The organism is Pseudomonas sp. ABFPK (assembly GCF_001586765.1).
Lineage (GTDB): Bacteria > Pseudomonadota > Gammaproteobacteria > Pseudomonadales > Pseudomonadaceae > Aquipseudomonas > Aquipseudomonas asiatica.
Genome location: NZ_LQXW01000013.1, coordinates 78423 through 100152, shown reverse-complemented (window position 1 = coordinate 100152; position 21730 = coordinate 78423). Strand labels below are relative to the sequence as shown.

The following is a 21730-nucleotide window of genomic DNA, read 5'->3' as shown; positions in this document are numbered from 1 at the left end:
AGCTTCGGAATGAACCAAACCCCTTGCGTCGCCCTGGGCCTGACTTTGCTCAGCCAACCGTTGCTGGCCGCCGAAGGCGGCTTCTTCGAAGATTCGAAGGCCACCCTGAGTGCCCGTAACTACTACTTCAGCCGCGACTTCTCCGACATCGTCGGGGCCAACCGGCAATCCAAGGCCGAGGAGTGGGCCCAGGGCTTCATCCTCGACTTCAAGTCGGGCTACACCCCGGGCACGGTCGGCTTTGGCATTGATGCCCTGGGCCTGCTGGGCATCAAGCTCGACAGCAGCCCCGATCGCACCAATACCGGGTTGCTGCCGGTGCACGGCGATGGCCGCGCCGCCGACGAATACAGCCGCATCGCGCCCACCTTCAAGGCCCGGCTGTCCAAAACCGAATTGCGCGTCGGCGAACTGCAACCCAACCTGCCGGTGCTGACCTTCAGCGACATCCGCCTGTTGCCACCGACCTACCAGGGCGCCAGCCTGAGCTCGGCGGAAATCGACGGCCTGACCGTGCAGGCCGGGCACCTGAAAAGCACCCACCTGCGCAACGAAGGCGGCGACGGCAAGATGAACGCCATGCTCGGCCATGTGCCGATCCGCCAGGTAGAAAGCGACGCCTTCAACTACCTGGGCGGGGACTATGCGTTCAATGCCAACCAGAGCAGCGTCAGCCTGTGGTATGGCCAGCTGGAGGACATTTACGAACAGGGCTTTGTCGGCCTCAAGCACAGCAAGCCCCTGGGCAACTGGGTGCTCAGTGCCAACCTGGGGTATTTCACCGCGCGCGAGGACGGCGATGCGTTGCTCGGCAACATCGACAACCAGGCGTTCTTTTCGATGTTCACTGCCCGGCATGGCGGGCACAGCTTCCATGCCGGCTACCAGGGCATTTATGGCGACAGCCCCTTCCCACGGGTGTTCGCCAACATCTCGCCGCTGGGTAACGAAGTACCGACCTATGAGTTCGCCTACACCGACGAACGCTCGTACCAGGTGCGCTACGACTACAACTTCGCGGCCATGGGCGTGCCGGGGTTGACCGCGACCGTGCGCTACATCACCGGTAACAATGTCGACACCGGGCTGGGTTATGAAGGACGCGACCGCGAGCGCGACCTGGACATCGGTTACGCCGTGCAGGGCGGGGTGCTGAAGGGGCTGGGGATCCGGGTGCGCAATGCCATGGCCCGGTCCAACTACCGCAGCGACATCGACGAGAACCGTCTGACGCTGGTGTACACCTGGCAGTTGTTCTGACGCATCCACAGGTTGCCAGCGGGACCTTTGGGAGCGGCTTTAGCCGCGAACACCGGCGCAGCCGGTGCCATGCACCGCGTTGGATTCTTCGCGGCTAAAGCCGCTCCCACAGGGTATGCGGAGTGCTTGCAATTTCAGTTATCTACGCGACAGCGCAGCCCAAAGGGCTGGGCCATCTCCCACAATGAAAGCCCATAACCAAGGGAATTGCGCATCAGGGCTGGATGAAGGTAGCTTCTGGAAACCACCTTTTCAGGAATGCCACCCTTGGACTCCATCACCCAGGCCGTACTTGGCGCGGCCTTGCAAGGTACCCTGCTCGGCCGCATCCAGGGCCGCCGCTCACTGTTGTATGGTGCGGCGCTGGGCACGCTTCCCGACCTGGACGTGATCATCCGCTACGCCGACCCGGTGTCGCAGATGACTTACCACCGCGGCTTTTCTCATTCCCTGTTCGTGCTCACCGGGCTGGCCTTGCTGCTGGCCTGGCTGGTCAACAAGTGCTGGCCAGGCAAAGGCTATACCTTGCCCAGGCTGTTCCTGGCGTTCTGGCTGGTGCTGGTCACCCACCCGTTGCTCGACGCCTTCACGGTCTACGGCACACAGTTGTTCTGGCCCTTGCCGGCCACCCCGGAAAGCTGGGCGGCGGTGTTCATCATCGACCCGGTCTACACATTGCCGCTGCTGGCCGCGGTGATCTACGCAAGTATCAAGGGGCTGACAAGCAAGGCGGTGCAGCTAATGACCTTGGCCTTGCTCTTCAGCGCAGCCTACCTGGGGTTCGGCCTGGCCGGACGCATGGCGGCCGAGCAGCGGTTCCAGGCTGCCCTCGACCGCCAAGGCATCGCCGTCAGCCAGGTGCGTGCCGTGCCGATAGCGTTCAACAGCCTGGTCTGGCGGGTGCTTGCCAAGACCCCGGATGGCGATTACTACGAGGGCATCAGCAGCGGGTTCGACCAGCACCCGCCAGAAATGCAACGTTTGCCGCGTAATCTTCAACTGGCGCAAGCGCTGGCCGGGCACCCGTTGCACCAGCGCTTGCGCTGGTTCACCGATGACTGGCTGCGCTACGACCAGGTCGGCGATGCGCTGGTGGTCAGCGACCTGCGCATGGGCATCCCGGGTAACTACACGTTCCGCTTCAACATGGCCCACCGAGACAGCCAGGGGCACTGGATTGCCGATGTGCCATCGCTGTGGGAGGGTGCCGGGCCAGGCGCGGCGTTCAATGGCGACGACCTGGTGCTGATCTGGCGACGGATCGTCGAGCAGCAGCCACCTTTGCCGCTGGCTGCCTGGACCGATCGCTACCTGGGGCCTGCCACAGTCGAGCGCGGGCGCTGAGGCGTGCGTTCAGCCGGGCTGGACCTGGTCAAGTGGACGGCGATGCTGACCATGGTCGCCGACCACCTGCGTTTTCTGTGGCCTGATGCCGATGGCTTGTTCGTGGTTGGCCGGTTGGCGTTTCCACTGTTTTGCCTGGCGATTGCGGTGAATGTGGCGCGCACCAGGTGCGGGACGCTCTATACCCGCGGCAACCTGCGTTATCTGGGGCTGATGCTGGTGTTCGCGGTGCTGTCGGAACCTGCGTACCGTTGGCTGGACAGTGGTTCTTCAACATTCAGCGTGATGCCGACCCTGGTGTTGGGGTTGCTGGTTGCCTGGGGTGTGCATCATCCGTTGATCTCGGCGCGCGTGCTTGGCTTTGCCGGTCTGCTTGCAGGGTGGCTGTTCAGCGAACAGCTGATGTACGGGCTGCCGGGGGTGATGCTGCCGGGCGCCTGGTTGATGGCCCGGCGCAAGGAAGGGGCGGCCTGGTTGTTGCCCAGCCTGTTGGCCATGGCTGGGAACCTGACCAACAGTTGGTTGCGGGAACATCTGTTGGCTCCCATTACCGTGCTGACGCTGACTGCTGCAGCCTTGGCCATTCCGGTCGGATTGCTGTTGCTGCGTCATGATGATTGGCGGGTGCCAGCAGTGGGACGTTGGGGCTACCTGTTCTATCCCGTGCATTTATTGGTGATCAAGGTCTTCGCTTGATCGCTCTCGACAGTCCTGCTTGCATTTCACAAATCCATACCTATCTAAACCAGCCGCACCAGACCCAGGAACCACCCATGGAACCCAACCGCTTCGGCGACATCGCCGCCTTCGTCAGCGCCGCGAGGGCCGGCAGTTTTACCGCCGCCGCCGCCACCTTGGGCCTGACGCGCTCGGCGGTGGGCAAGAGCATCGCTCGCCTGGAGGCGCGCATGGCCGTGCGCTTGCTCAACCGCACCACGCGCAAGCTGAGCCTGACCGACGAGGGCCTGGTGGCCTACGAGCGCTGGCGGCAGATTCTGGACGACCTGGACGAGGTGGAAAGCACCATGGCCCAGCGCCGTGGCAAGCCCACCGGCACCCTGCGCCTGACAGCACCCCTGTCGTTCGGCCAGCGCCATGTGCTGCCGATTCTCGACCGCTACCTGAACCAGTGGCCCGAGCTGCGCGCGGATATACGCTTCACCGACCGTTTCGTCGACCTGGTCGAGGAGGGTATCGACGTTGCGGTGCGTATCGGTGTACCGAAGGAAGACTCGCAACTCTTGACCCGTACGGTGGGCTGGCAGCAGTTCGTCACCTGCGCCTCTCCCGCATACCTGGACGCACGCGGCGTACCACAGGTGCCCGGCGACCTCTACGGCCATGACAAGATCGCCTTCCTGGCCGGCGAAAAGGTCATGCCGTGGCGCTTTCATACCGAAGCGGGGCTGCACCTGTGCGAAGACCCCGGGCGGCTGAACATCGACAGCTCCGAGGCGATGCTCGCTGGCGCCCGGGCGGGTTTCGGGCTGGTTCACCTGCCCACCTACATCACCGGCGACGACCTGCGCGCCGGCACCCTGGTGGAGGTGCTGCAAGCCTATCGGCCACCGGCGGACCCGATTCGCATCGTCTACCCAAGCAAGCGCCACCTGTCGCCGCGGGTACGCGGCTTTATCGACCTGCTGGTAGCCAGCTGGGAACCGGGCGTGCCCTGGGAAGACTGATTGGGGAATGGCAGGCCCCTATGCCGGGCCTGAAGCCGGGTTTATCACTGGCTGCGCAGCAGGGAAACTGGCAGTCACTGATAATCCCTGTGGAGACCCCATGACTGCACTGTCCGTACTGGACCTGGTCATGATCGGCGAAGGCAAGACCTTCGCCGACGCGATCGAAGAGTCCCGCCAACTGGCGCGCCATGTCGAGCAACAGCACTACAGCCGCTACTGGATCGCCGAGCACCACGACATGCCGGGCATCGGCTCGGCCGCCACGTCACTGGTCATCAACGAAATCGCCAACGCCACCCGGCATATCCGCGTTGGCGCCGGTGGCATCATGCTGCCCAACCACGCGCCGCTTGTTGTGGCCGAGCAGTTCGGTACGCTCGACACCCTGCACCCTGGCCGCATCGACCTGGGCCTCGGCCGTGCGCCGGGCAGCTCCGGGCCTACCGTGCGCGCCTTGCGTGGTGCTGCGCCAGAGCGCGACTTCAGCCAGGACATAGCCGAACTGCGCGACTACCTGGCTGACAATGGCAAACGGCGGGTGCGCGGCGTGCCTGGCAAGCATGACATACCGGTGTGGATTCTCGGCTCCAGCCTGTTCGGTGCCGACCTGGCAGCGAAACTGGGCCTGCCCTATGCCTTCGCCTCGCACTTTGCCCCGCGCTACCTGCTGCAGGCCATTGCCCATTACCGGGCCAACTTCCAGCCTTCGGCACAACTGGCCAAGCCGTATGTGATGGTGGGCATGAACCTGTTCGCCGCCGACAGCGATGCCGAGGCGGATTACCTGGCCAGCTCCCATCGCAAGTGGATGCTGGACTTGCACGTCGGGCGCGTCGGCCTGTTGCCCAAGCCGCAGGAGGGCTATGTCGAGAGCCTGCCGGACCATGAACGCGAGGTACTTGAGCAGGTGATGGCCTGCACCGTGGCCGGCGGGCCGGACCGGGTAAGGGAAGGGTTGCGCACGCTGATCGAGCAGACCGGTGCGGATGAACTGATGATCGACTGCCGCATCCACGACCCGCTGGCACGGCAGCGTTCGCATGCCTATGCCGCGCAGGCCCTGGCGCAGCTGGGTTAAAGCTACCGGCCTCTTCGCGGGTAAACCCGCTCCCACAGCGGTTGCACAGGCTCTGGAGTCATGGGCAATCCTGTAGGAGCGGGTTTACCCGCGAAGAGGCCAGAACAGGAGAACGATCAGCTACGGGCCAACCGCCCACTCACATAATGCGCCACATCATTGAACCCCGGCGTCGATGCATGCCCCGGCGTGACCAGCGAATCAATGAACGCTTCATCCTCCGCGGTAATCTTCACCGCCAGCGCCCCGCCATAGGTATCCCACTGTTCTTCGGTCCGCGGCCCGACAATCGCCGAACTGACCAGCCGATTGTTCAGTACCCAGGCAATCGCGAACTCGACGATACCCACGCCCTTGGCTTCCACATAGGCCTGGATCTGCCGGGCAATGGCCAGCGACTCCTGGCGCCATTCCACCTCCATGATGCGCTTGTCCTGGCGCCCGGCACGGCTACCGGCATCCGGCACCGCCCCCGGCGCATATTTGCCGCTGAGCACGCCCCGCGCGAGCGGGCTGAATGGCACCACGCCCAGGCCATGGGCGGCCGCAGCGGTAAGCTGCTCCGGTTCGGCCTGGCGATTGACGATGTTGTACAGCGGCTGGCTCACCACCGGCCTGGGCACGCCCAGGCGCTCGGCAATGTGGCACGCCTCGGCGATGCGCCAGCCGCGGAAGTTGGACACGCCCCAGTAGCGGATCTTGCCTTGGCGCAGCAGGTCGCCGATGGCCTGCACGGTTTCCTCCAGCGGCACCTTGTGGTCTTCGCGGTGCAGGTAGTAGATATCCAGGTAGTCCATGTCCATGCGCGTCAGCGTGGCATCGAGGGCATTGAAGATGTGCTTGCGCGACAGGCCGCTGCGGTTGGGAAGGCCATCGGCCGGGCCAAAGCCGACCTTGCTGGCCACGATCCAGTCATGGCGATGGCGGGCCACCGCTTCGCCGACGATTTCCTCCGCACGTCCGGCGTTGTACACGTCTGCAGTGTCGATGAAGTTGATGCCCTGGTCCCAGGCCTTGTCGATGATGCGCAGGGCGTCCTCGGTGCTGGTCTGCTCGCCGAACATCATGCTGCCCAGGGTAAGGGCGGAAACCTGCAGGCCACTGTGGCCGAGGGGGCGGTAGATCATGCGCTTGGGTCCTTGTGCGGTCGGCTGATCTACCCGTTTTACACACAACCGGGGCGCAATGAAAGGCAGCCTCAACCGATCAGCGCCAAGGCCTCCTGCAAGGTCAACGGGCGCTTCAGGCGTTGCGACAGCGTCGCCATGGCATCGGAATAGCCCTTGGCGACAACTGCCTCGACCCGCTCATCCACGCATTGCAAGGCAATGAAGTCGCCTTTTTCCGGCTCGCCGACGAACTCGATACGGTTCCAGTCCCGCGCGTGGCCCAGTACTTCGTAGGTGCGGCCGTGCTGGTAGGTCCAGAAGAACGGTACGTCGGCGTAGCGGCGCTGCTCGCCGAGCATGTTGGCGGCGGCGATCACTCCATGTTGCTGGGCCAGCCGCCAGTGCTCGATACGCACCGGGCGCCCGCTGAGGGGGAAGGTGGCGATATCCCCCGCGGCCCACAGGCCATCTGCGGCGCGCATTTCGGCGTCCACTTGCACTGACTTGTCCTCGGTCAGCAGCACGCCCTGAATGAACGCGGTCGCAGGCCTTACCCCGGTGCCCAGCAGCACCAATGGCGTCTGTAGCCGCTCACCGTTGGCCAGCAGCACGGCCTCGACCTTGTCCTGGCCCTCGATCCGTACGACCTCGGTAGGGCCGTGGAAGGTGACCCCCTTGCGTTCGTGCAACTCGCGGATGCTACGGCCAATGCGCTCGCCCAGTTGCCGGGCCAGGGGGACCTCATGGCGGGTGATCAGGTGCACCTGCACGCCGTACTTGCGCAAGGCCGACGCGGCTTCCAGGCCGATGAAGCCATCGCCGACGATCACTGCCGGCTGGCCGGGCTCGGCAGCATCCAGCAGGTGCGCGGCATCCTCCCGTGAACGCAGGGTAAATACCCCAGGCAGGTCGACGCCCGGGATATCGGGCCGCAGCGCCTTGCCGCCGGTGGCCAGCAGGCAGGCGTCATAGTCGATCTGCTGGCCGTCGGCCAGGGTGATCTGGCGCTTCTGCGTGTTCAGGGTGCGCACCTTGCCATGCTTGCGCTCCAGCTGGCCCTTGCGCAGGGCGTCGGCGTCGAGCAGGGCCGGCACCTCATCGGGCGGCATCTGCCCGGCGATCACGAATTTGCTCAGGGAAGTACGATCGTAGGCTGGTTGGCGCTCCTGATCGATCCAGACCAGGCGGCCGGCAAAGCCATGGGCCAGCAGGGTGGAAACTGCGGCACTGCCCGCGGCACCAGCGCCGACCACCACGAAACAGCGGGCGTCGCTGTGGCGGGGCGGCTCGGTTCTGGGCAGGGGTTGGTCGTCGACCCAGACCTCGTCGCCCTTGACCCAGGTTTTGTAGCGGCGCAGGTCGGCCAGGGCCGGCGGTTCGCAGACCGCGCCCTCGTCCACAGCGAACGCGGCCTTGTGCCAGGGGCACACCAGCAGGCCGCCGCACACCACGCCTTCATTGAGTGGCGCGCCTTCGTGGGGGCAGTTGCCCTGGTAGGCGTGCACCTGGTCGCCCTGGCGGATGAGGATGATCTCCTCGCTGCCGGCCTGGACGCGCAGGGGGCGGTGTTCGTCGAGTTGAGCCAGTCGGGCCACGGCGTGCTGGGTCATGGGGGTTCTCCAAAGGGACCTTTGGAACCATTTGACGCCTGGGCTGGGGATGGGATGCGTTGAGCTGACGATCGGTGGAGGGTGTGGATTTTATGTGGCCTGGGCTGGCCTCTTCGCGGGCTTGCCCGCTCCCACATGGATCCCACCATCTTCGAGTTGGTGGTGATCCTGTGGGTGCGGGTTTACCCGCGAATGCCTCAACTGGCCCTTGCAGTACTCAGCGCGCCAGCCCGGGTAACCCGCAAGGCCACCAGGCTACCCAGCACGATCAACGCCGCCAGCGAATACAGCGCAGCATCGGTCGAGCCGGTCTGGTCCTTGATGAAACCGACCAGGTACGGGCTGAGGAAACCGGCCATCTGGCCCACCGAGTTGATGATCGCAAGGCCCGCGACAGCCGCGCCGGCGCTGAGCAGCGCGGTGGGCATAGGCCAGAACATCGGCAGGCCGGTGAGCGCGCCCATGGTGGCGATCGACAGGCCGAGGATGGCAATGGTCGGGTTGCCGGCGAAGTTCACCGCGATCAGCAGGCCGATGGCGCCCATCAGCATCGGCACCACAAGATGCCAGCGGCGCTCGTTGCGCAGGTCGGCAGAACGCCCGCAGAGGATCATGAACACGCCGGCCAGCAGGTACGGGATGGCGCTGAGCCAGCCGATCAGCAGCGGGTTGTCGAAGCCCATGTTCTTGATGATCGACGGCAGCCAGAAGTTGATCGCATACACACCGCTCTGGATGCAGAAGTAGACAAAGCCGAAGGTCCAGATCAGCGGGTTGGTCAGCACGGCGAGCACGCCGTCGCCGGTGGTGCTCGGCTTGCTGGCGGCATCGGCGTCCAGGTCGGCGGCGATCAGCTGACGTTCGGACGGGCTCAGCCAGGCGGCTTTCTGGTAGCCGTCACTGAGCAGGAACACCGCCAGTACACCCAGGGCAACGGTCGGCAGGCCCTGGATCAGGAACATCCATTGCCAGCCGGCCAGGCCGTGCTGGCCGGCGGCGAAGTGTTGGAGGATCCAGCCGGAGAACGGCCCGCCGAGCAGGCCCGATACCGGGATCGCCGACATGAACAGCGCCATGATGCGGCCGCGGCGGGCCGCCGGGAACCAGCGCGAAAGGTACAGCACCACGCCCGGGAAGAAGCCGGCTTCGGCGGCGCCGGTCAACAGGCGCAAGGCGTAGAACTCGGTGGGCGTGGTGACGAACAGCAGGCAGGTGGAGAGGCTGCCCCAGGCGATCATCATCAGCGCGATCCAGCGCCGCGGGCCGAAGCGGTTGAGCGCCAGGTTGCTCGGCAGGCCGCAGAGCACATAGCCGATGAAGAAGATGCCGGCGCCAAGGCCGTACACCGTTTCGCTGAACTTCAGGGCGTCGAGCATCTGCAGCTTGGCAAAGCCGACGTTGACGCGGTCCAGGTAGTTGAACAGGTAGCAGATGAAAATGAACGGAATCAGCCGCAGGGTGATGCGCCGGTACAGCGCGTTGCGGGTGGTGTCCGTGCCTTGGTCAGGGGCGGGGCTGTATGCCATGATCGGGTTCTCTGTTGTTATGGTTGTCGCCGCGTCGCCTGTTCCGGCGCTCGCCCTGACGAGTCTCGGGGACTGCGGCGTGCCTGTCTTTGTGCTTTTGCACAGCACTTGCACCGGGCTGCTGTGCCCGAGCCCAAATCCCTGACACCCAAAGGACCGCTCAATGTTCGAACTCGACCATGACCTGGCGCAGGATATCGTTGACCGCGCGATGGCCATTCTGCCATGCAACGTCAATGTCATGGACAGCCAGGGGTTGATCCTCGGCAGTGGCGAACCTGAGCGTATCAACACCCGCCACGAGGGTGCGCAACTGGTGCTGGCCAACGGCCGCATCGTCGAGCTGGATACGGACGCTGCCAAGTGTCTGAAGGGCGTGCAGCCCGGGGTGAACCTGCCGCTGATGCTGGATGGCCGATTGATGGGCGTACTCGGCTTGACCGGTGACCCGCAGCAAGTGCGCACCTATGGCGAGCTGGTGCGCATGACCGCCGAAATGCTGCTGGCCCAGCGCCATTTGCAGGCCGACCAGCAATGGCGACGCCAGCGCTGTGACGATTTGCTGGCCCTGTTGCTGGGCGGCAGCGGCGATTCTCCCCGGTTGCTCGACGAGGCCCGGCAACTGGGCCTCAAGCCCCAGCTGCCGCGGGTACCGTGCCTGTTCGAGCTGGCCTCGGGGCCAGCCGCCGAAACCCTGGCGGCATGGTTGATGAGCCGCTACCCGGACAGTTGGTGCGTAAGCCCGGCCCGCCAGTCGTTGTTGTGGTGTCGCCCGGCAGGTGTGGCGCTGGACGAAACTCGCCTGCTGGAACGCCTGCAGCGCCATGGCTGGGACGTGGAGCGGCTGGCCCTGGGCAGTGTCGCGCAAAGCCTGGAGCAACTGCGCCGGGGTTATCGCCGGGTGCGCGACCTGTTGGCCTATGGGCGCGAGGTACTGCCCGGCGAGCGCCTGCTCAGCCTGCAACGTTACCGGTTGCCGGCATTGCTGTGGCGGCACCGCAACGACGATGCGCTGGATGAATTGCTGGAGCCGTTGCAACGTATTCGCAGCAAGGACGGCAGCGGGCAATTGCTCACCACCCTGCGCGCCTGGTGTGCCCATGACGGCCAGAGCCAGGCCTGTGCCGATGCCCTGGGCATCCACCGCAACAGCTTGCGCTACCGCCTGGAGCGGATTGCCGAGCTGGGCGAGGTCGACCCGCAGCGCATGGAAGGGATGCTTAGCCTGTACCTGGGGTTGCAGCTGCTGCCTGCCGACTGAAGGGCCGCCTGCACCGGCCCTATCGCCGGCAAGCCAGCGCCCACAGGATGCATGCTGCTCTCAGGCCTGTGTTGAACCTGTGGGCGCTGGCTTGCCGGCGATAGGGCCAGTGCAGGTGAAAGGCATCTGCCCAAACAACCCGCCCGGCGTTTTGTGCATTTGACCGAGGCCACCTTTGCGGCCACCTGTCAGCATGCCGCTCATCAGGACAGGAGAAACCCCATGAAGATCGTCATTGCCCCCGACTCGTTCAAGGACAGCCTCGACGCTGCCGGTGTCGCCCGTGCCATCGCGGCGGGCCTGGCCGAGGCCTGGCCGGAGGCCGAGTTGGTCGAGTGCCCGATGGCCGACGGTGGCGAAGGCACCATGGATGCGATTCTTGCCGCCAGCCACGGCGAGCTGCGTCGTCAGACAGTGCGCGGGCCGCTGGGGCAAAGCGTGGAGGCGGGCTGGGGCTGGCTGCCGCAAAGCCGCACGGCGATCATCGAAATGGCCCAGGCCAGTGGCCTGCAACTGGTGCCGACTGGCCAGCGCGATGCCTGCCGCAGCAGCACCTGGGGTACCGGCGAGCTGATTGCCGCCGCCCTGGCCGCCGGCGCGCAACGGGTAGTGCTGGCCATTGGCGGCAGCGCCACCAACGACGCGGGCAGCGGCATGTTGCGGGCGCTGGGCCTGCGCCTGCTGGACGTCCACGGGCAAGCGCTGGAACAGGGCGGCCTGGCCTTGGCCAAGCTGGCCCGCATCGATGCCAGCGACCTCGACCCGCGCCTGGCCGAGGTGCAGTTCGAAGTCGCGGCAGACGTCGACAACCCGCTGTGTGGCGCCAACGGCGCATCGGCGATCTTCGGCCCGCAGAAGGGCGCCAACCCACAGCAGGTGCAGGCGCTGGACCAGGCCCTGGGGCATTTTGCCGACCATTGTGCGCAACTGCTGGGTGAGGATGTGCGGGACTACCCAGGCTGTGGCGCTGCTGGCGGCATGGGGTTCGCAGCCCGGGCCTTCATGGGCGCGCAATTCCGCCCTGGGGTGGAAGTGGTGGCCGAACTGGCCGGCCTGGATGCCTTGGTGCAAGGTGCAGAACTGGTAGTGACCGGCGAAGGGCGCTTCGACGCCCAGACCTTGCGTGGCAAGACGCCGATGGGGGTGGCTCGGGTTGCCAAGCGCCATGGGGTGCCGGTGGTGGTGCTGGCCGGGACCTTGGGTGAAGGCTACCAGCAGCTGTATGCCCATGGCGTCGACGCTGCCTTTGCCTTGGCCAGCGGGCCGATGAGCCTGGAGCAGGCTTGTGCCAATGCTGCTGAGCTGCTGCGGGCGCGGTCTTGTGATATCGGGCGGCTGTGGCGCTGCGCAACGCGAACTTGATCGACCGCTGCAGTCTGCCGCACCCCGCGCTTGGTCATTGATTTTTTTGTTGTTATCGTAGAAAGGAGAATCGAAGGTAGCCAGCAAATGCCCGTCACAGAGCCTTTCCACGACAACGTTGCGGTCTTCACCGATGCCGCACAGGGCCTGGGACTGGCCTGTTCCATGACGCTGGCGGAGGTGGACGAACTGCGTAACCGCCTCAAGGCATGCAGCCATGTGCCAGTCAACGTCGCCAACACCCGCGCCGACCTGGGCGAAAGCCTGGTCTGGGATGAATGCAGCGGCGCGTTGTACTTCGTCGATATCTCTGGCGGCCGTATCAACCGCCTGATGCCCGATGGCGAAGCCGAGTGCCTGTACGAATCCGCGGCACGCATCGGCGCGTTGGCGTTGACCGACCAGGGCAACCTGATTTTCACCGAAGACGCCAGCGTGGCCATCTTCGACGTGCCGCTGCGCAAGGTACGCCGGCATTCGGTCTCGGTTCACCCACGTTCGACCTACCGTTTCAACGACGGCGCCTGCGACCCGCAGGGCCGATTCGTGACCGGGCTGATGGACGATGCCCTGAGCGGCAACACCGGGGCACTGTTCCGCTTTGACGGGCAGTTGAACGATCAGGTGATCCACGACGACATGGCGTTGCCCACCGGCCTGGCCTGGTCGCAGGACGGCCACACGGTGTACTTCGTGGACTCGGCGGCGCGCTCGATCTACCGCGCCAGTTACCTGGCCGAAGGCCGGCTTGGCGCGGTCACTCTGTTTGCCGAAACCCCTGCCGAACTGGGGCGGCCGGACGGCCTTGCGCTGGACCGTGACGGCGGCCTGTGGGTGTGCCAGTACCATGGCAGTTGCCTGTTACGCTATGACCGCCATGGCCACCTCACCGACCAGGTACTGATGCCAGTGCCGTGCCCCACCAGTTGCTGCTTCGGTGGGGAGGGGATGAATACCTTGTTCATCAGCACCGCGCGCTTGGGCATGAGTGCCGAAGACTTGCAGCATTACCCCGACGCTGGCGACCTGTATGCCATCAACCCGGAAATTGGCGGCATCGCCCGTCACACCTTCAAGGAATAAGCTTTTGCGCCTGGCTGGCCGGTAGCACGGCCAGTTCGCCAAAGCGCTGCGCCGCGTCGATGTAGCGCAACGCCGACTTCGCGTCTTTCCAGCCCACATAGCTCATCAGCGCCTTCAGCTCCCAACCGTTGGCCGTGGCCCAGGTGGCAAAACCTCGGCGCAGCGAGTGCCCGGTATACAGCGCCGCCGGTACCCCGGCGCGCTCCAGCATGCGCCGCAGCAGGCCGACCAGGCTGTTGCTGTTGAGCGCGGTGTCGCCGAGGTTGCCCCAGCGGTCGAGCTTGCGGAACACCGGCCCATGGGCGATGCCGGCGACTTCCAGCCATTGCAGGTAGGCCGTGACCGGGCACAAGGCCTTGAGGGCCGGGGTGCGATGCTGTACGCCCAGGGCTTCGCGGTCGCCCTTGCTGCGCGGCAGGAACAGGGTGATGCCGACGCCGGCCTCGGCCTGGATGTGCTCCACGCGCAGGCGGGCCAGTTCATCACCCCGAAAACCGCGCCAGAAGCCCAGCAACAGCAGCGCAGCGTCGCGACGCGCCCGGCGCAGGGTGGCCAGGTCATGCTGTTCGCGGGCCTGGCGGGCTTCTTCTTCGAAGCATTGCACTGCGCTTTGCAGGTGCTGCAGCAACAGCGGCGCCGCCTGCCTGGGCGGTGTCGGGTGCAAGGTGCGGATGCCGCGCAGCACCTGGCGCACCAGTGGCGCCTTGGTCGGGTCAGGGAAACCTTGGGCGACGTGCCATTGGCTGAGCGCCGCCAGGCGCTGGCGCAGGGTGCTGACGGCATGCTGGTCGGCGTGGTCGGCCAGGTAGCGGGCGATGCTCTCGGCCGTGGCCGGCAGAAAACCGCCCCAGTGGGTTTCGAAATGCTCGATGGCGGCCTGGTAGCTGCGCCGGGTGTTGTCACGGGTGGCGGCGCGGAGGTAGCGCTCGATGTCGGTCATGGTGCGGGGGCGAGTGGATGATGGGCACACGATAAACCGAAATGGATTGCCTGTCCTGGCTGCGATGCTGGCGGGATTGTCGGGGGCTGCGAAGCAGCCCCAATCTGGCTTGCGTTACACGCAGGCCTTGTCCTCGACACCGTTGAAGAGCGGGTAGTCACGCAGCTGCGCCGGTGACAGCGGCCGGCTGAAGTGGTAGCCCTGGGCGATATCGCAGCCGGCAAGCTTCAAGCACACCACTTGCTCGCGGGTTTCCACGCCTTCGGCCACCACTTCCAGGCCCAGGCGTTTGGCAAGGATGATGGTGGACGATACGATCGGGCTGTCGTCGTGGCTGTTGGACAGCGGCGCAATCAGCGAGCGGTCGATCTTCAGCTTGCTCAGTGGCAGCGAATGCAGGTGGGCAAAACCGGCGTAGCCGCGGCCGAAATCGTCCAGGCTGATGCCCAGCCCGGCGTCGCGCAGGGTGTGCAGGTGCGCCACCGCCGTGCCTTCGGGGTCGAGGATGGTGGTTTCGGTGATTTCCAGCTCCAGCCGCTGCGGGGCGATGGCGTACTGCTGCAGTTCGCTCAGTAGCCGTGCAGCGAAGTCTGCCTGGCGTAGCTGCAGCGCAGATACATTGACCGCCAGCCGCGTCTTCCGGCCTTGGGCGTCCCAACCCGACAGGGCCTCGCAGGCCAGGCGCAACACCTCCCAGCCCAGCTCGACAATGAAGCCGCTGCGTTCGGCCAGGTCAATGAACCGGTCAGGGTACAGCAGGCCGAACTCGGGGTGGTCCCAACGCACCAGCGCTTCGTAGCCCAGCACCTGCTGGGTGTCGAGGCGGATCTGTGGCTGGTAGTGCAGCACGAACTGGCGCTCGGCCAGGGCGCTGCCGAAGGCCTGTTCGAGGGTGAAGGCGTGGATGTCGGCCAGGTTCAGCGACGGGTCGAAGAAACGGTACTGCGCGCGCCCGGCCTGCTTGGCCGAGTACATTGCGGCATCGGCACTGCGGATCAGGCTGTCGATGTCCTGGCCGTCGCGCGGGCAGATACTCACGCCCACGCTGGGGCTGGTGTTGACCTCCTGGCCGTCCAGCGCATAGGTGGCCGACAGCTTCTGCACCAGTACGCGGACCCAGGCATTGATCTGCTCCTCGCTGCGCTCGCCGGCCAGCAGCACCACGAACTCGTCGCCACCAAAGCGCGAAGCCTCGTCGCCGGGCTCCAGCAGGCGCTGGATACGCCCGGCAACGGCCTGCAGCAGCAGGTCGCCGATCTTGTGCCCGAGCGAGTCGTTGATCGACTTGAAGCGGTCCATGTCGATGAACAGGATCGCCATCAGCCGGCGCTTGCCGCGTTGCCGGGTCAGCACCTGGCCGGCCACCTCGACGAACTGGCGGCGGTTGTGCAGGCCGCTGAGGTGGTCGGTGGCCGCGGCATGGCTGCTGCGCCGGTGTTCGTCCTCGAGGCGGTCGATCAACTGCTGGTTGACCTGCTGTGCCTGTTCCAGCGCGCTGAAGGCCTCCTGGCGCTTGCGCAACAGGCGCAAGGTCCACAGCAGGCTGGCGAGGATCATCAGGGTCATGCTCAGGTTCAACCAGAACTGCCGGGAATAGGCAAGCGTCGAGGGCGCGAGGATTTCGTCCTGGCGCTGGCTGACCACCACGCTGAAACCCCGCTCCGGCAGGCGCCGGTACAGGCTCTGGTAGGGGGCGCCGGCCGCGTACTGGGTCAGCATGCCTGCTTCACTGCCGCTGTCCGGCAGCCCGGGCAGCAGTGCGTCACCGGCCACCACGCCGCTGCTATCGATGCGCACCCGCTCCAGGCCGTCATCCTGCAGCAGGCGCACCAGCCCGCTGCCGCCCAGGTCGATGTGCTGCAGCAGCACCGCCAGGTAGTCGATGTCCAGCTGCACCACCAGGATATTGTCGATTTCGCGACCGGGCAGGTTGGTCAGCGGCAGCAGGAAGGGCAGGTGCCAGTTGGGCACGGTGGTCGCTTGCCCGGGGGGCTGCACGCTGGGCAGGAACGGTTTGAAACCGTAGCGGGCAACGTGCCGCTGCAGCTGGCGCAGCCAGTCTTCGGGCAGCTCGGCGGCCTCGTCGGCATGGCTGGCCGACAACAGCCGGCCTTGCCGGTCGTACAGGCTCATGCGCTTGAATACCGGGTCTTCGGCAAGCATGCGCGCCAGGCTGACGCTGCCCTGGCTCAGCATCTTCATGTCGTCCTGGGCGACCCGGCCCACGGCCTGGGCGCGATCCACCAACTGGCGCAGGCTTTCGCCAACGATACTGGCCAGGTTCAGGTGCTCGGCGGCCTTGGCCGACAGCGCGTCCTGGCGGGCGGCAACCTTCTGCGAAACATGCAGCCCCCAGACAAAGGCCAGGGTGGCTGCACAGAGCATCAGGATCAGCAGCCGCAGAAGGCTGGCGGATGAAAGCGAACGGCGAATCACTGCTGATAGTTCCCGACCCTGGGTGATGGTCGAAAAATACGACAGTAAGATGACAGCCTAATGACTGGTGGCCAATTGCCTTTAAGGATTTCCCTTATCGGCCAGCGGCGTCTGCAGGCGTGCAGTTTCTTCCTCCATGTAACTCATCAGCGCGCTGACTTCGGTATCGCCCAGGCGCATGTTGGGCATGGCCACGCGGTTGTATTGTTCGTACAGCAGCATGGCCAGGGGGTCTTTCTGGGCCAGCATCTGGTCGGGCTCCTTCAGCCAGCGGGTCAGCCAGTTGGCATCACGCTGGCGGGTCACGCCGAGCAGGTCGGGGCCGATGCCGGGTTGTCCGGGCTCGGCATTGCCCAGGGTGTGGCAGGACGAGCAGCGGGTACGGAAGAGTTGCTCGCCACTGCTGGGTGCGCGCACCTCGGGAGCCTGGGCGTAGTCATTGGCCATGGCACTGGCCTGTTTCCAGTTGTGCAGGCTGTTGCCCAGGCGGTCGGCGAGAATGTATGGGTTTTCGAAAGGCGAGGCCTTCATCCAGCGGCCGGTGGCCTGGTTGCCGATGATCAGGCTCAGGTTGTGGTCCTTGGAGCGGCCGTTTTCCAGGCCATCGATGTACAGGCCCAGGCTGCGGCGCAATTGTTCGATATCGGCCGGCTCGCCGGTAAGCAGCGTCCAGCCGGGGCCGATGCCAAACTTTTCGGCGTAGCGCTTGAGGGTGGCGGGGGTGTCGTTGTAGGGGTCGATGCTGATGGAGTAGAGGAAGATGTCCTTGCCGACCCGGTCACCGAGGATTTTCTGCACCTGGCGCAGGCGCGCGGTTTCCACCGGACAGGAGTCGGAGCAGCCGGTGAAGATGAAATTGATGGCGACCACTTTGTTCTTGATCAGGTCGTCGAAGAAATGCACCTTTTCACCGTCCTGGCTGAGCAGCGGGATGTTGGGGAAGTAGTTTGCGCCCCAGGGAGTTGCAGCTTCCTCGGCCACGGGTTGCTGTGGTTGCAACGGCCAGAACGGGATACTGGCGGCGAACAGCGAGAGCACCAGCAGGAAACGCCATGAGCCGGACATGATGCGGTCCTCGTCGATAACGGTAGCGGGGCTGCCATGCAGCCCATCGCCGGCAAGCCGGCTTCCACAGGGGGCGAGATGGAAGCCAGCATCCACAAGGACCGCATATGCTTGAAGCCGATGCGGTCGAGGCGGGAGCTGGCTTGCCAGCGATGGGCCGCACAGCGGCCCCCGCTTTTCGGTTACCTGATGCTGACCGGCGCCGTCACGCTCTGCCCCAGCGCCGATTTCACGGTCACGGTCGCCGGTGTGGCCGGGCCGCTGCCGGTGGTTGTGGTCGACAGGCGCCAACGGGCGCCGCTGGTAGTGGTACTCAGCGTGGCCGTACCCAGCAGCAGCGGGCCACTGGTGGTTGCCGCAGTCACGGTTATGCTGTTGCCGGTGGCCACCGTGGTGGTGCCCGAAATATCCCAGGTAAAGCGGTTGCCGCTGCGCACCTGCACCGTGGCACTGGTGACCTGGATCTGGTCGACCGCCGCTGCCGGGCTCACCGCAATGCTGACCGTGGCCGGGGCCACCGATTCGGCGCCCTTGGCGTCACGAGCCGTGTAGTTGAAGCTGGCGGTGAACGGTGTGGTTACCGTGGCCGGTGGGACGTAGGTGACCGTGCTGCCGTCGGTACTGGTAGTGCCCTGGCCGGAGTCCGGCTGGCTGAGGCCGACTACGGTCAACGGCAGGTTGTTTTCCGGGTCGGTGTCGTTGGCCAGCACGTTCAAGGTGATCTGCTTGCCGGCCGTGGTAGCTGCGCTGTCGTTGGCCGCAACCGGCGGTTTGTTGGTCGGGTCGTCGTTATCATGGTCTTCGGTGCGGAAGGTCGGCAGCCCAACCGAAGCCACGTACTCCACGCCATCCCAACCCGGCAGCGGGGTCGGCATCACCTGGAACTGGCCTGGGTGTTCCAGGTCCCAGCGCAGCAGCATCGACGAGTCTTCATGCTGGGTGTTGTGGCAATGTTCCATGTAGGTCCCGGCAAACTCGCGGAAACGCAGGGCTACTTCCACCTCTTCCGAAGAATCGATATCCGGGCCGATGCGATACACGTCCTTGCGCGCCCATTTTTCCCATTCTGGCGGGGCCTTGCCGTCGCGACTGAGGATCACGCCTTCCTCGAAGTGCACATGCACCGGGTGGCTCCAGCCATTGCCGCCATTGATGATCTTCCACACTTCCAATGTGCCGTCGCCGCTGAAACCGCCGTCGGTAGACTGCTGGGCCAACTGTGGCGCCGCGTTGATGCGACGTGGGTCCATGGAGTAGCCAAAGCTGCCATCTGTCTTGATGGTCCAGGGCTGGGTGTCGGTACCGTCCGAGCGGCCGAAGATGAACTCGCGATGGCGGGCATCCTTGAGCTTGGCCTGGTCGGTGGCCGAATTACGGTCTATCGGCAGCGGCAGCATTTTCAGGCCTTCGGCTTTGCCCGGTTTGGCCGGCTCATAGGCAACCGGGTCCATGCTCAGGTCCTGGCCGCTGTAGGGCTGAACCACGAACTGCATGAACTTGCCGATCGCCGGGTCGCCGTTGTCCCACTCAGGTCCGTTGCTGGTCTGCTTGATCACCGCCTTGTATTTTTCCGACAGCACATCGGCCAGGGCAATGGCACCCTCCGGGCCCTTGCCGCTCTGATGTTCCTCCAGGTTGACCAGGTACAGCTTGTCGCCGACCTTGATGCCGTGTTTGGCGAAATTGATGATGATGTCGTAGCGTTCGGCGATGCCCTGCAGCGGCAGGACGCCGTTGTTGTCCTGCAGGTTGCCGTCACCGTTGAGGTCCATGGTGCCGTCGAACGGCACGGTGTGTTCCATGATGTTGCCGTCGTTGGCGATCATGTGGAACGGTACCCGCGCGTATGAAAGGTTGGAGCCGGTAGGGCCTTTGAACTCCCCGCTGTTGCCGGCGATCTCCCGCACGACGGCAAGCTTCAGGTAGCGCGACACCGAGCCATTGAGGATACGGAAGCGGTAGCTGCGCGCGCGTACTTTGAGCGTTGGCCGGTACTGCCAGTTGACCAGGATCTGGTCGCCGAGGAAGCCATCGGTGTTGAACGGGTTGAACCACAGCTGGCCGTTGGCATCCCAGGCCTTGTCGGCGATCACCAGGTTGACGTCGTAGTCGCGGTTACCCCACGGCATGCCCGAGCCACTGGGGAAACGCAGGTTGACGCCATCCTGCAGGGCCTCGTTGCCGCGGTCCAGGGCGCTGTAGTAGTTCATCATCACGGCGTTGCCCTTGTAGACGTTCTGCGCCGTGAAATCCATCATGTGGTCGTGGAACCAGTGGGTGCTCATGGTTTCGCGCCAGTCACCACGAATCTTGATGCTGCCGTTCTGGCAGGTTTTCAGGCCGGGGTTGGCATCGTTGACGAACAAGGTTTCGCCCGCCGAGCAAGGGAACGCAGCGCGTGGGTCTTCGGCACGGGTGTTGATGGTGTCATACCCAGCCAGTTGCAGCGGCCAGCGGTAATCGTAGTACTGCCCCGGGAAGAAGTAGGCGTTTGCATAGCCATCGCTCTCGGCCGGGGAATGGCCGTTGTGCTCATGGGTCGAAAGGGTGTGCAGGCCAAACCCGGCGTTGGCCGAGGGGTCGATCGGCAACGCGTTGTAATGGCGCATCAGGATCGGTTGGCCATAGCGCACCATCAGCAGCTTGGGCGGAAAGGTGCCGTCGAAGGTCCATAGCGACTTGTGGTTTTGCAGCGGCATCTTCGGGTGGAAGCGGGTGTCGATGCCCTTGGTGGTGCCCAGTGTGTTCGGGATATCGGAAGTCTGGTAGTACAGGCCGCCCGGGGCGAACTCGCCAACTGCATAGTTGTGCAGCTGCTTGCGGTCACGCAGGCCGAGGTTGATGCGCGCACCGGCCTGGGCGGTCTTGAACCCCGCCTGCGGGTAGAACTCGTTCCAGCGCTGGTGCGACCAGCCTTTTCCTGGTGGCCGGCCTTCCGCAGGCGAACCGACCGGTTGGCGGTTGAGGAACATCTCGATCTGCGCCTTCCATGGGTTGCGGTCGAGCACGTTGGAATACTGGGTCGGGAAGGGGTACAGGCCCGGCTGTTTGAGGAAGGCTTCCAGGGCTGTACCGCTGGGGCCGCTGCGGGCCACCACGTTGGGGTCCTGCGCTGGTGCCGCGCCCAGGGTCGGCACGGGAAAGGTCAGAGTGGGCGGCGGCAGCGTGGGGTCGAGCCTTTCCGTGCCGAATTCCTCGAACAGCAGTAACTGCTGGGTAAACGGCAACGCGCCGAACAATGGGCTTGGCTTGCCATTGGTGGGGTATTTTTCCCCGGTTTGCAGGGCCGGTGGCAACACGTTGTTTGCGCTTACCGTGTTCCGGTCACCGTACACGCCATCGGTCAGTTCGAGTGAGCCTTGATTCGCCTCTGGCATGCTATAGAGGTCCAGCAAGGGCTGGGTCGGGTCAGTCGGCTGGTTAGTGTAGGCCGACGGGTCGGTCGGCGGGGGCATGCTGTTGTCGTCCATGGGCGCCGCTGTCGCCGTGACCAGCCCAAGGCCGAGCATCAGCGTAGCGACGGTGGACAGCTGGAATGCATGCCTTGCTGGGTGGATCATGGCAGGTGTTTTCATTGCCTTGCGCCTCGTTTGCGCCGTCATGGCTATTTGCCCGTTTCCGGGGCTGGAGCAACGGGTGTGCCAACCCAAATACGAGGAATATGTTTCTAAATAAATCCTTGTGGCGCCTGATGCGCGCTAAATGCCACGGCGTCAAAAATGGGTGAGGGCCCCCACTAGTGGGTCACCCATTGCCCACAGATTGGGTGGTGACAGCCGCGGCGCCCTGGGGTATACCTGAGCGCCACCAAGGGGAGCCCGGGAACGGGCTGAGAAACCGCTGGATGCTGCAGCGCGGTGACCCTTCGAACCTGATCCGGATCATGCCGGCGAAGGGATGGGACTTTGAAACCTGCCTTTTTGCCGGCCTCACTGCGAGGCCCGTCCATGCCAATCACCGCGGTCTCG

15 protein-coding genes and 1 riboswitch are annotated in these 21730 nt (G+C 64.9%); of the genes, 8 read left to right on the top strand and 7 right to left on the bottom strand.

Annotated elements, in window-relative coordinates:
- Positions 1–9: 9 nt before the first annotated feature.
- The 5 genes from WM94_RS11415 (at position 10) to WM94_RS11395 (ending at position 5370) form a co-directional block, all read left to right on the top strand.
- Positions 10–1260, top strand: a complete 1251-nt coding sequence (locus WM94_RS11415; RefSeq protein WP_061551243.1) for an OprD family porin — start codon at positions 10–12, stop codon at positions 1258–1260.
- A gap of 267 nt (positions 1261–1527) precedes the next feature.
- The gene (locus WM94_RS11410; RefSeq protein ID WP_061551242.1) at positions 1528–2604 is read left to right on the top strand and encodes a metal-dependent hydrolase; all 1077 of its coding nucleotides are present in this window, start codon (positions 1528–1530) and stop codon (positions 2602–2604) included.
- A 3-nt stretch (positions 2605–2607) separates the two neighbouring features.
- Positions 2608–3300: a TraX family protein gene (locus WM94_RS11405; RefSeq protein WP_082810560.1), complete on the top strand. Its 693-nt coding sequence runs from the start codon at positions 2608–2610 to the stop codon at positions 3298–3300.
- Positions 3301–3377: 77 nt separating this feature from the next.
- A complete protein-coding gene (locus WM94_RS11400) occupies positions 3378–4289 on the top strand; it encodes a LysR family transcriptional regulator (protein WP_061551240.1) in 912 nt (303 codons plus the stop codon).
- 100 nt (positions 4290–4389) lie between these two features.
- Positions 4390–5370 (top strand): LLM class flavin-dependent oxidoreductase, encoded by a 981-nt coding sequence (locus tag WM94_RS11395; protein ID WP_054573268.1) that lies wholly within the window; start codon positions 4390–4392, stop codon positions 5368–5370.
- 116 nt (positions 5371–5486) lie between these two features.
- On the opposite strand, the gene WM94_RS11390 is transcribed toward WM94_RS11395, so the two are convergent.
- The 3 genes from WM94_RS11390 to WM94_RS11380 form a co-directional block, all read right to left on the bottom strand.
- Complete coding sequence (locus tag WM94_RS11390) at positions 5487–6497, bottom strand: aldo/keto reductase (RefSeq protein WP_039613607.1); 1011 nt, start codon at positions 6495–6497, stop codon at positions 5487–5489.
- A 71-nt stretch (positions 6498–6568) separates the two neighbouring features.
- Complete coding sequence (locus WM94_RS11385) at positions 6569–8089, bottom strand: FAD-dependent oxidoreductase (RefSeq protein WP_061551239.1); 1521 nt, start codon at positions 8087–8089, stop codon at positions 6569–6571.
- Positions 8090–8286: 197 nt separating this feature from the next.
- A complete protein-coding gene (locus tag WM94_RS11380; RefSeq protein ID WP_013972664.1) occupies positions 8287–9615 on the bottom strand; it encodes an MFS transporter in 1329 nt (442 codons plus the stop codon).
- A gap of 163 nt (positions 9616–9778) precedes the next feature.
- On the opposite strand from WM94_RS11380, the gene WM94_RS11375 reads away from it, so the two are divergent.
- The 3 genes from WM94_RS11375 to WM94_RS11365 all read left to right on the top strand — a co-directional run bounded on the left by WM94_RS11375 (position 9779) and on the right by WM94_RS11365 (position 13321).
- Complete coding sequence (locus tag WM94_RS11375) at positions 9779–10876, top strand: sugar diacid recognition domain-containing protein (RefSeq protein WP_061302249.1); 1098 nt, start codon at positions 9779–9781, stop codon at positions 10874–10876.
- Between the two features lie 222 nt (positions 10877–11098).
- Positions 11099–12238, top strand: a complete 1140-nt coding sequence (locus tag WM94_RS11370) for a glycerate kinase (protein ID WP_061302250.1) — start codon at positions 11099–11101, stop codon at positions 12236–12238.
- Positions 12239–12403: 165 nt separating this feature from the next.
- Positions 12404–13321 (top strand): SMP-30/gluconolactonase/LRE family protein, encoded by a 918-nt coding sequence (locus tag WM94_RS11365; RefSeq protein WP_247847743.1) that lies wholly within the window; start codon positions 12404–12406, stop codon positions 13319–13321.
- Here the strand turns inward: WM94_RS11365 and WM94_RS11360 are convergent.
- The 4 genes from WM94_RS11360 to WM94_RS11345 form a co-directional block, all read right to left on the bottom strand.
- On the bottom strand, positions 13311–14261 hold the full coding sequence (locus WM94_RS11360; RefSeq protein WP_013972660.1) for a site-specific integrase: 951 nt from the start codon (positions 14259–14261) through the stop codon (positions 13311–13313). The two genes, WM94_RS11365 and WM94_RS11360, sit on opposite strands and share 11 nt — an antisense overlap.
- Positions 14262–14375: 114 nt before the next feature.
- Positions 14376–16697, bottom strand: coding sequence for a bifunctional diguanylate cyclase/phosphodiesterase (locus WM94_RS11355; protein ID WP_061551237.1), 2322 nt, complete (start codon positions 16695–16697; stop codon positions 14376–14378).
- Between the two features lie 81 nt (positions 16698–16778).
- Positions 16779–17762 carry an SCO family protein gene (locus tag WM94_RS11350; protein WP_061551236.1) on the bottom strand — a complete coding sequence of 328 codons (984 nt, stop codon included), beginning with the start codon at positions 17760–17762 and terminating at the stop codon, positions 16779–16781.
- A 182-nt stretch (positions 17763–17944) separates the two neighbouring features.
- Positions 17945–21337 carry an Ig-like domain-containing protein gene (locus WM94_RS11345; protein WP_061551235.1) on the bottom strand — a complete coding sequence of 1131 codons (3393 nt, stop codon included), beginning with the start codon at positions 21335–21337 and terminating at the stop codon, positions 17945–17947.
- 225 nt (positions 21338–21562) lie between these two features.
- Positions 21563–21677, top strand: a riboswitch (TPP riboswitch).
- Positions 21678–21730 lie beyond the last annotated feature (53 nt).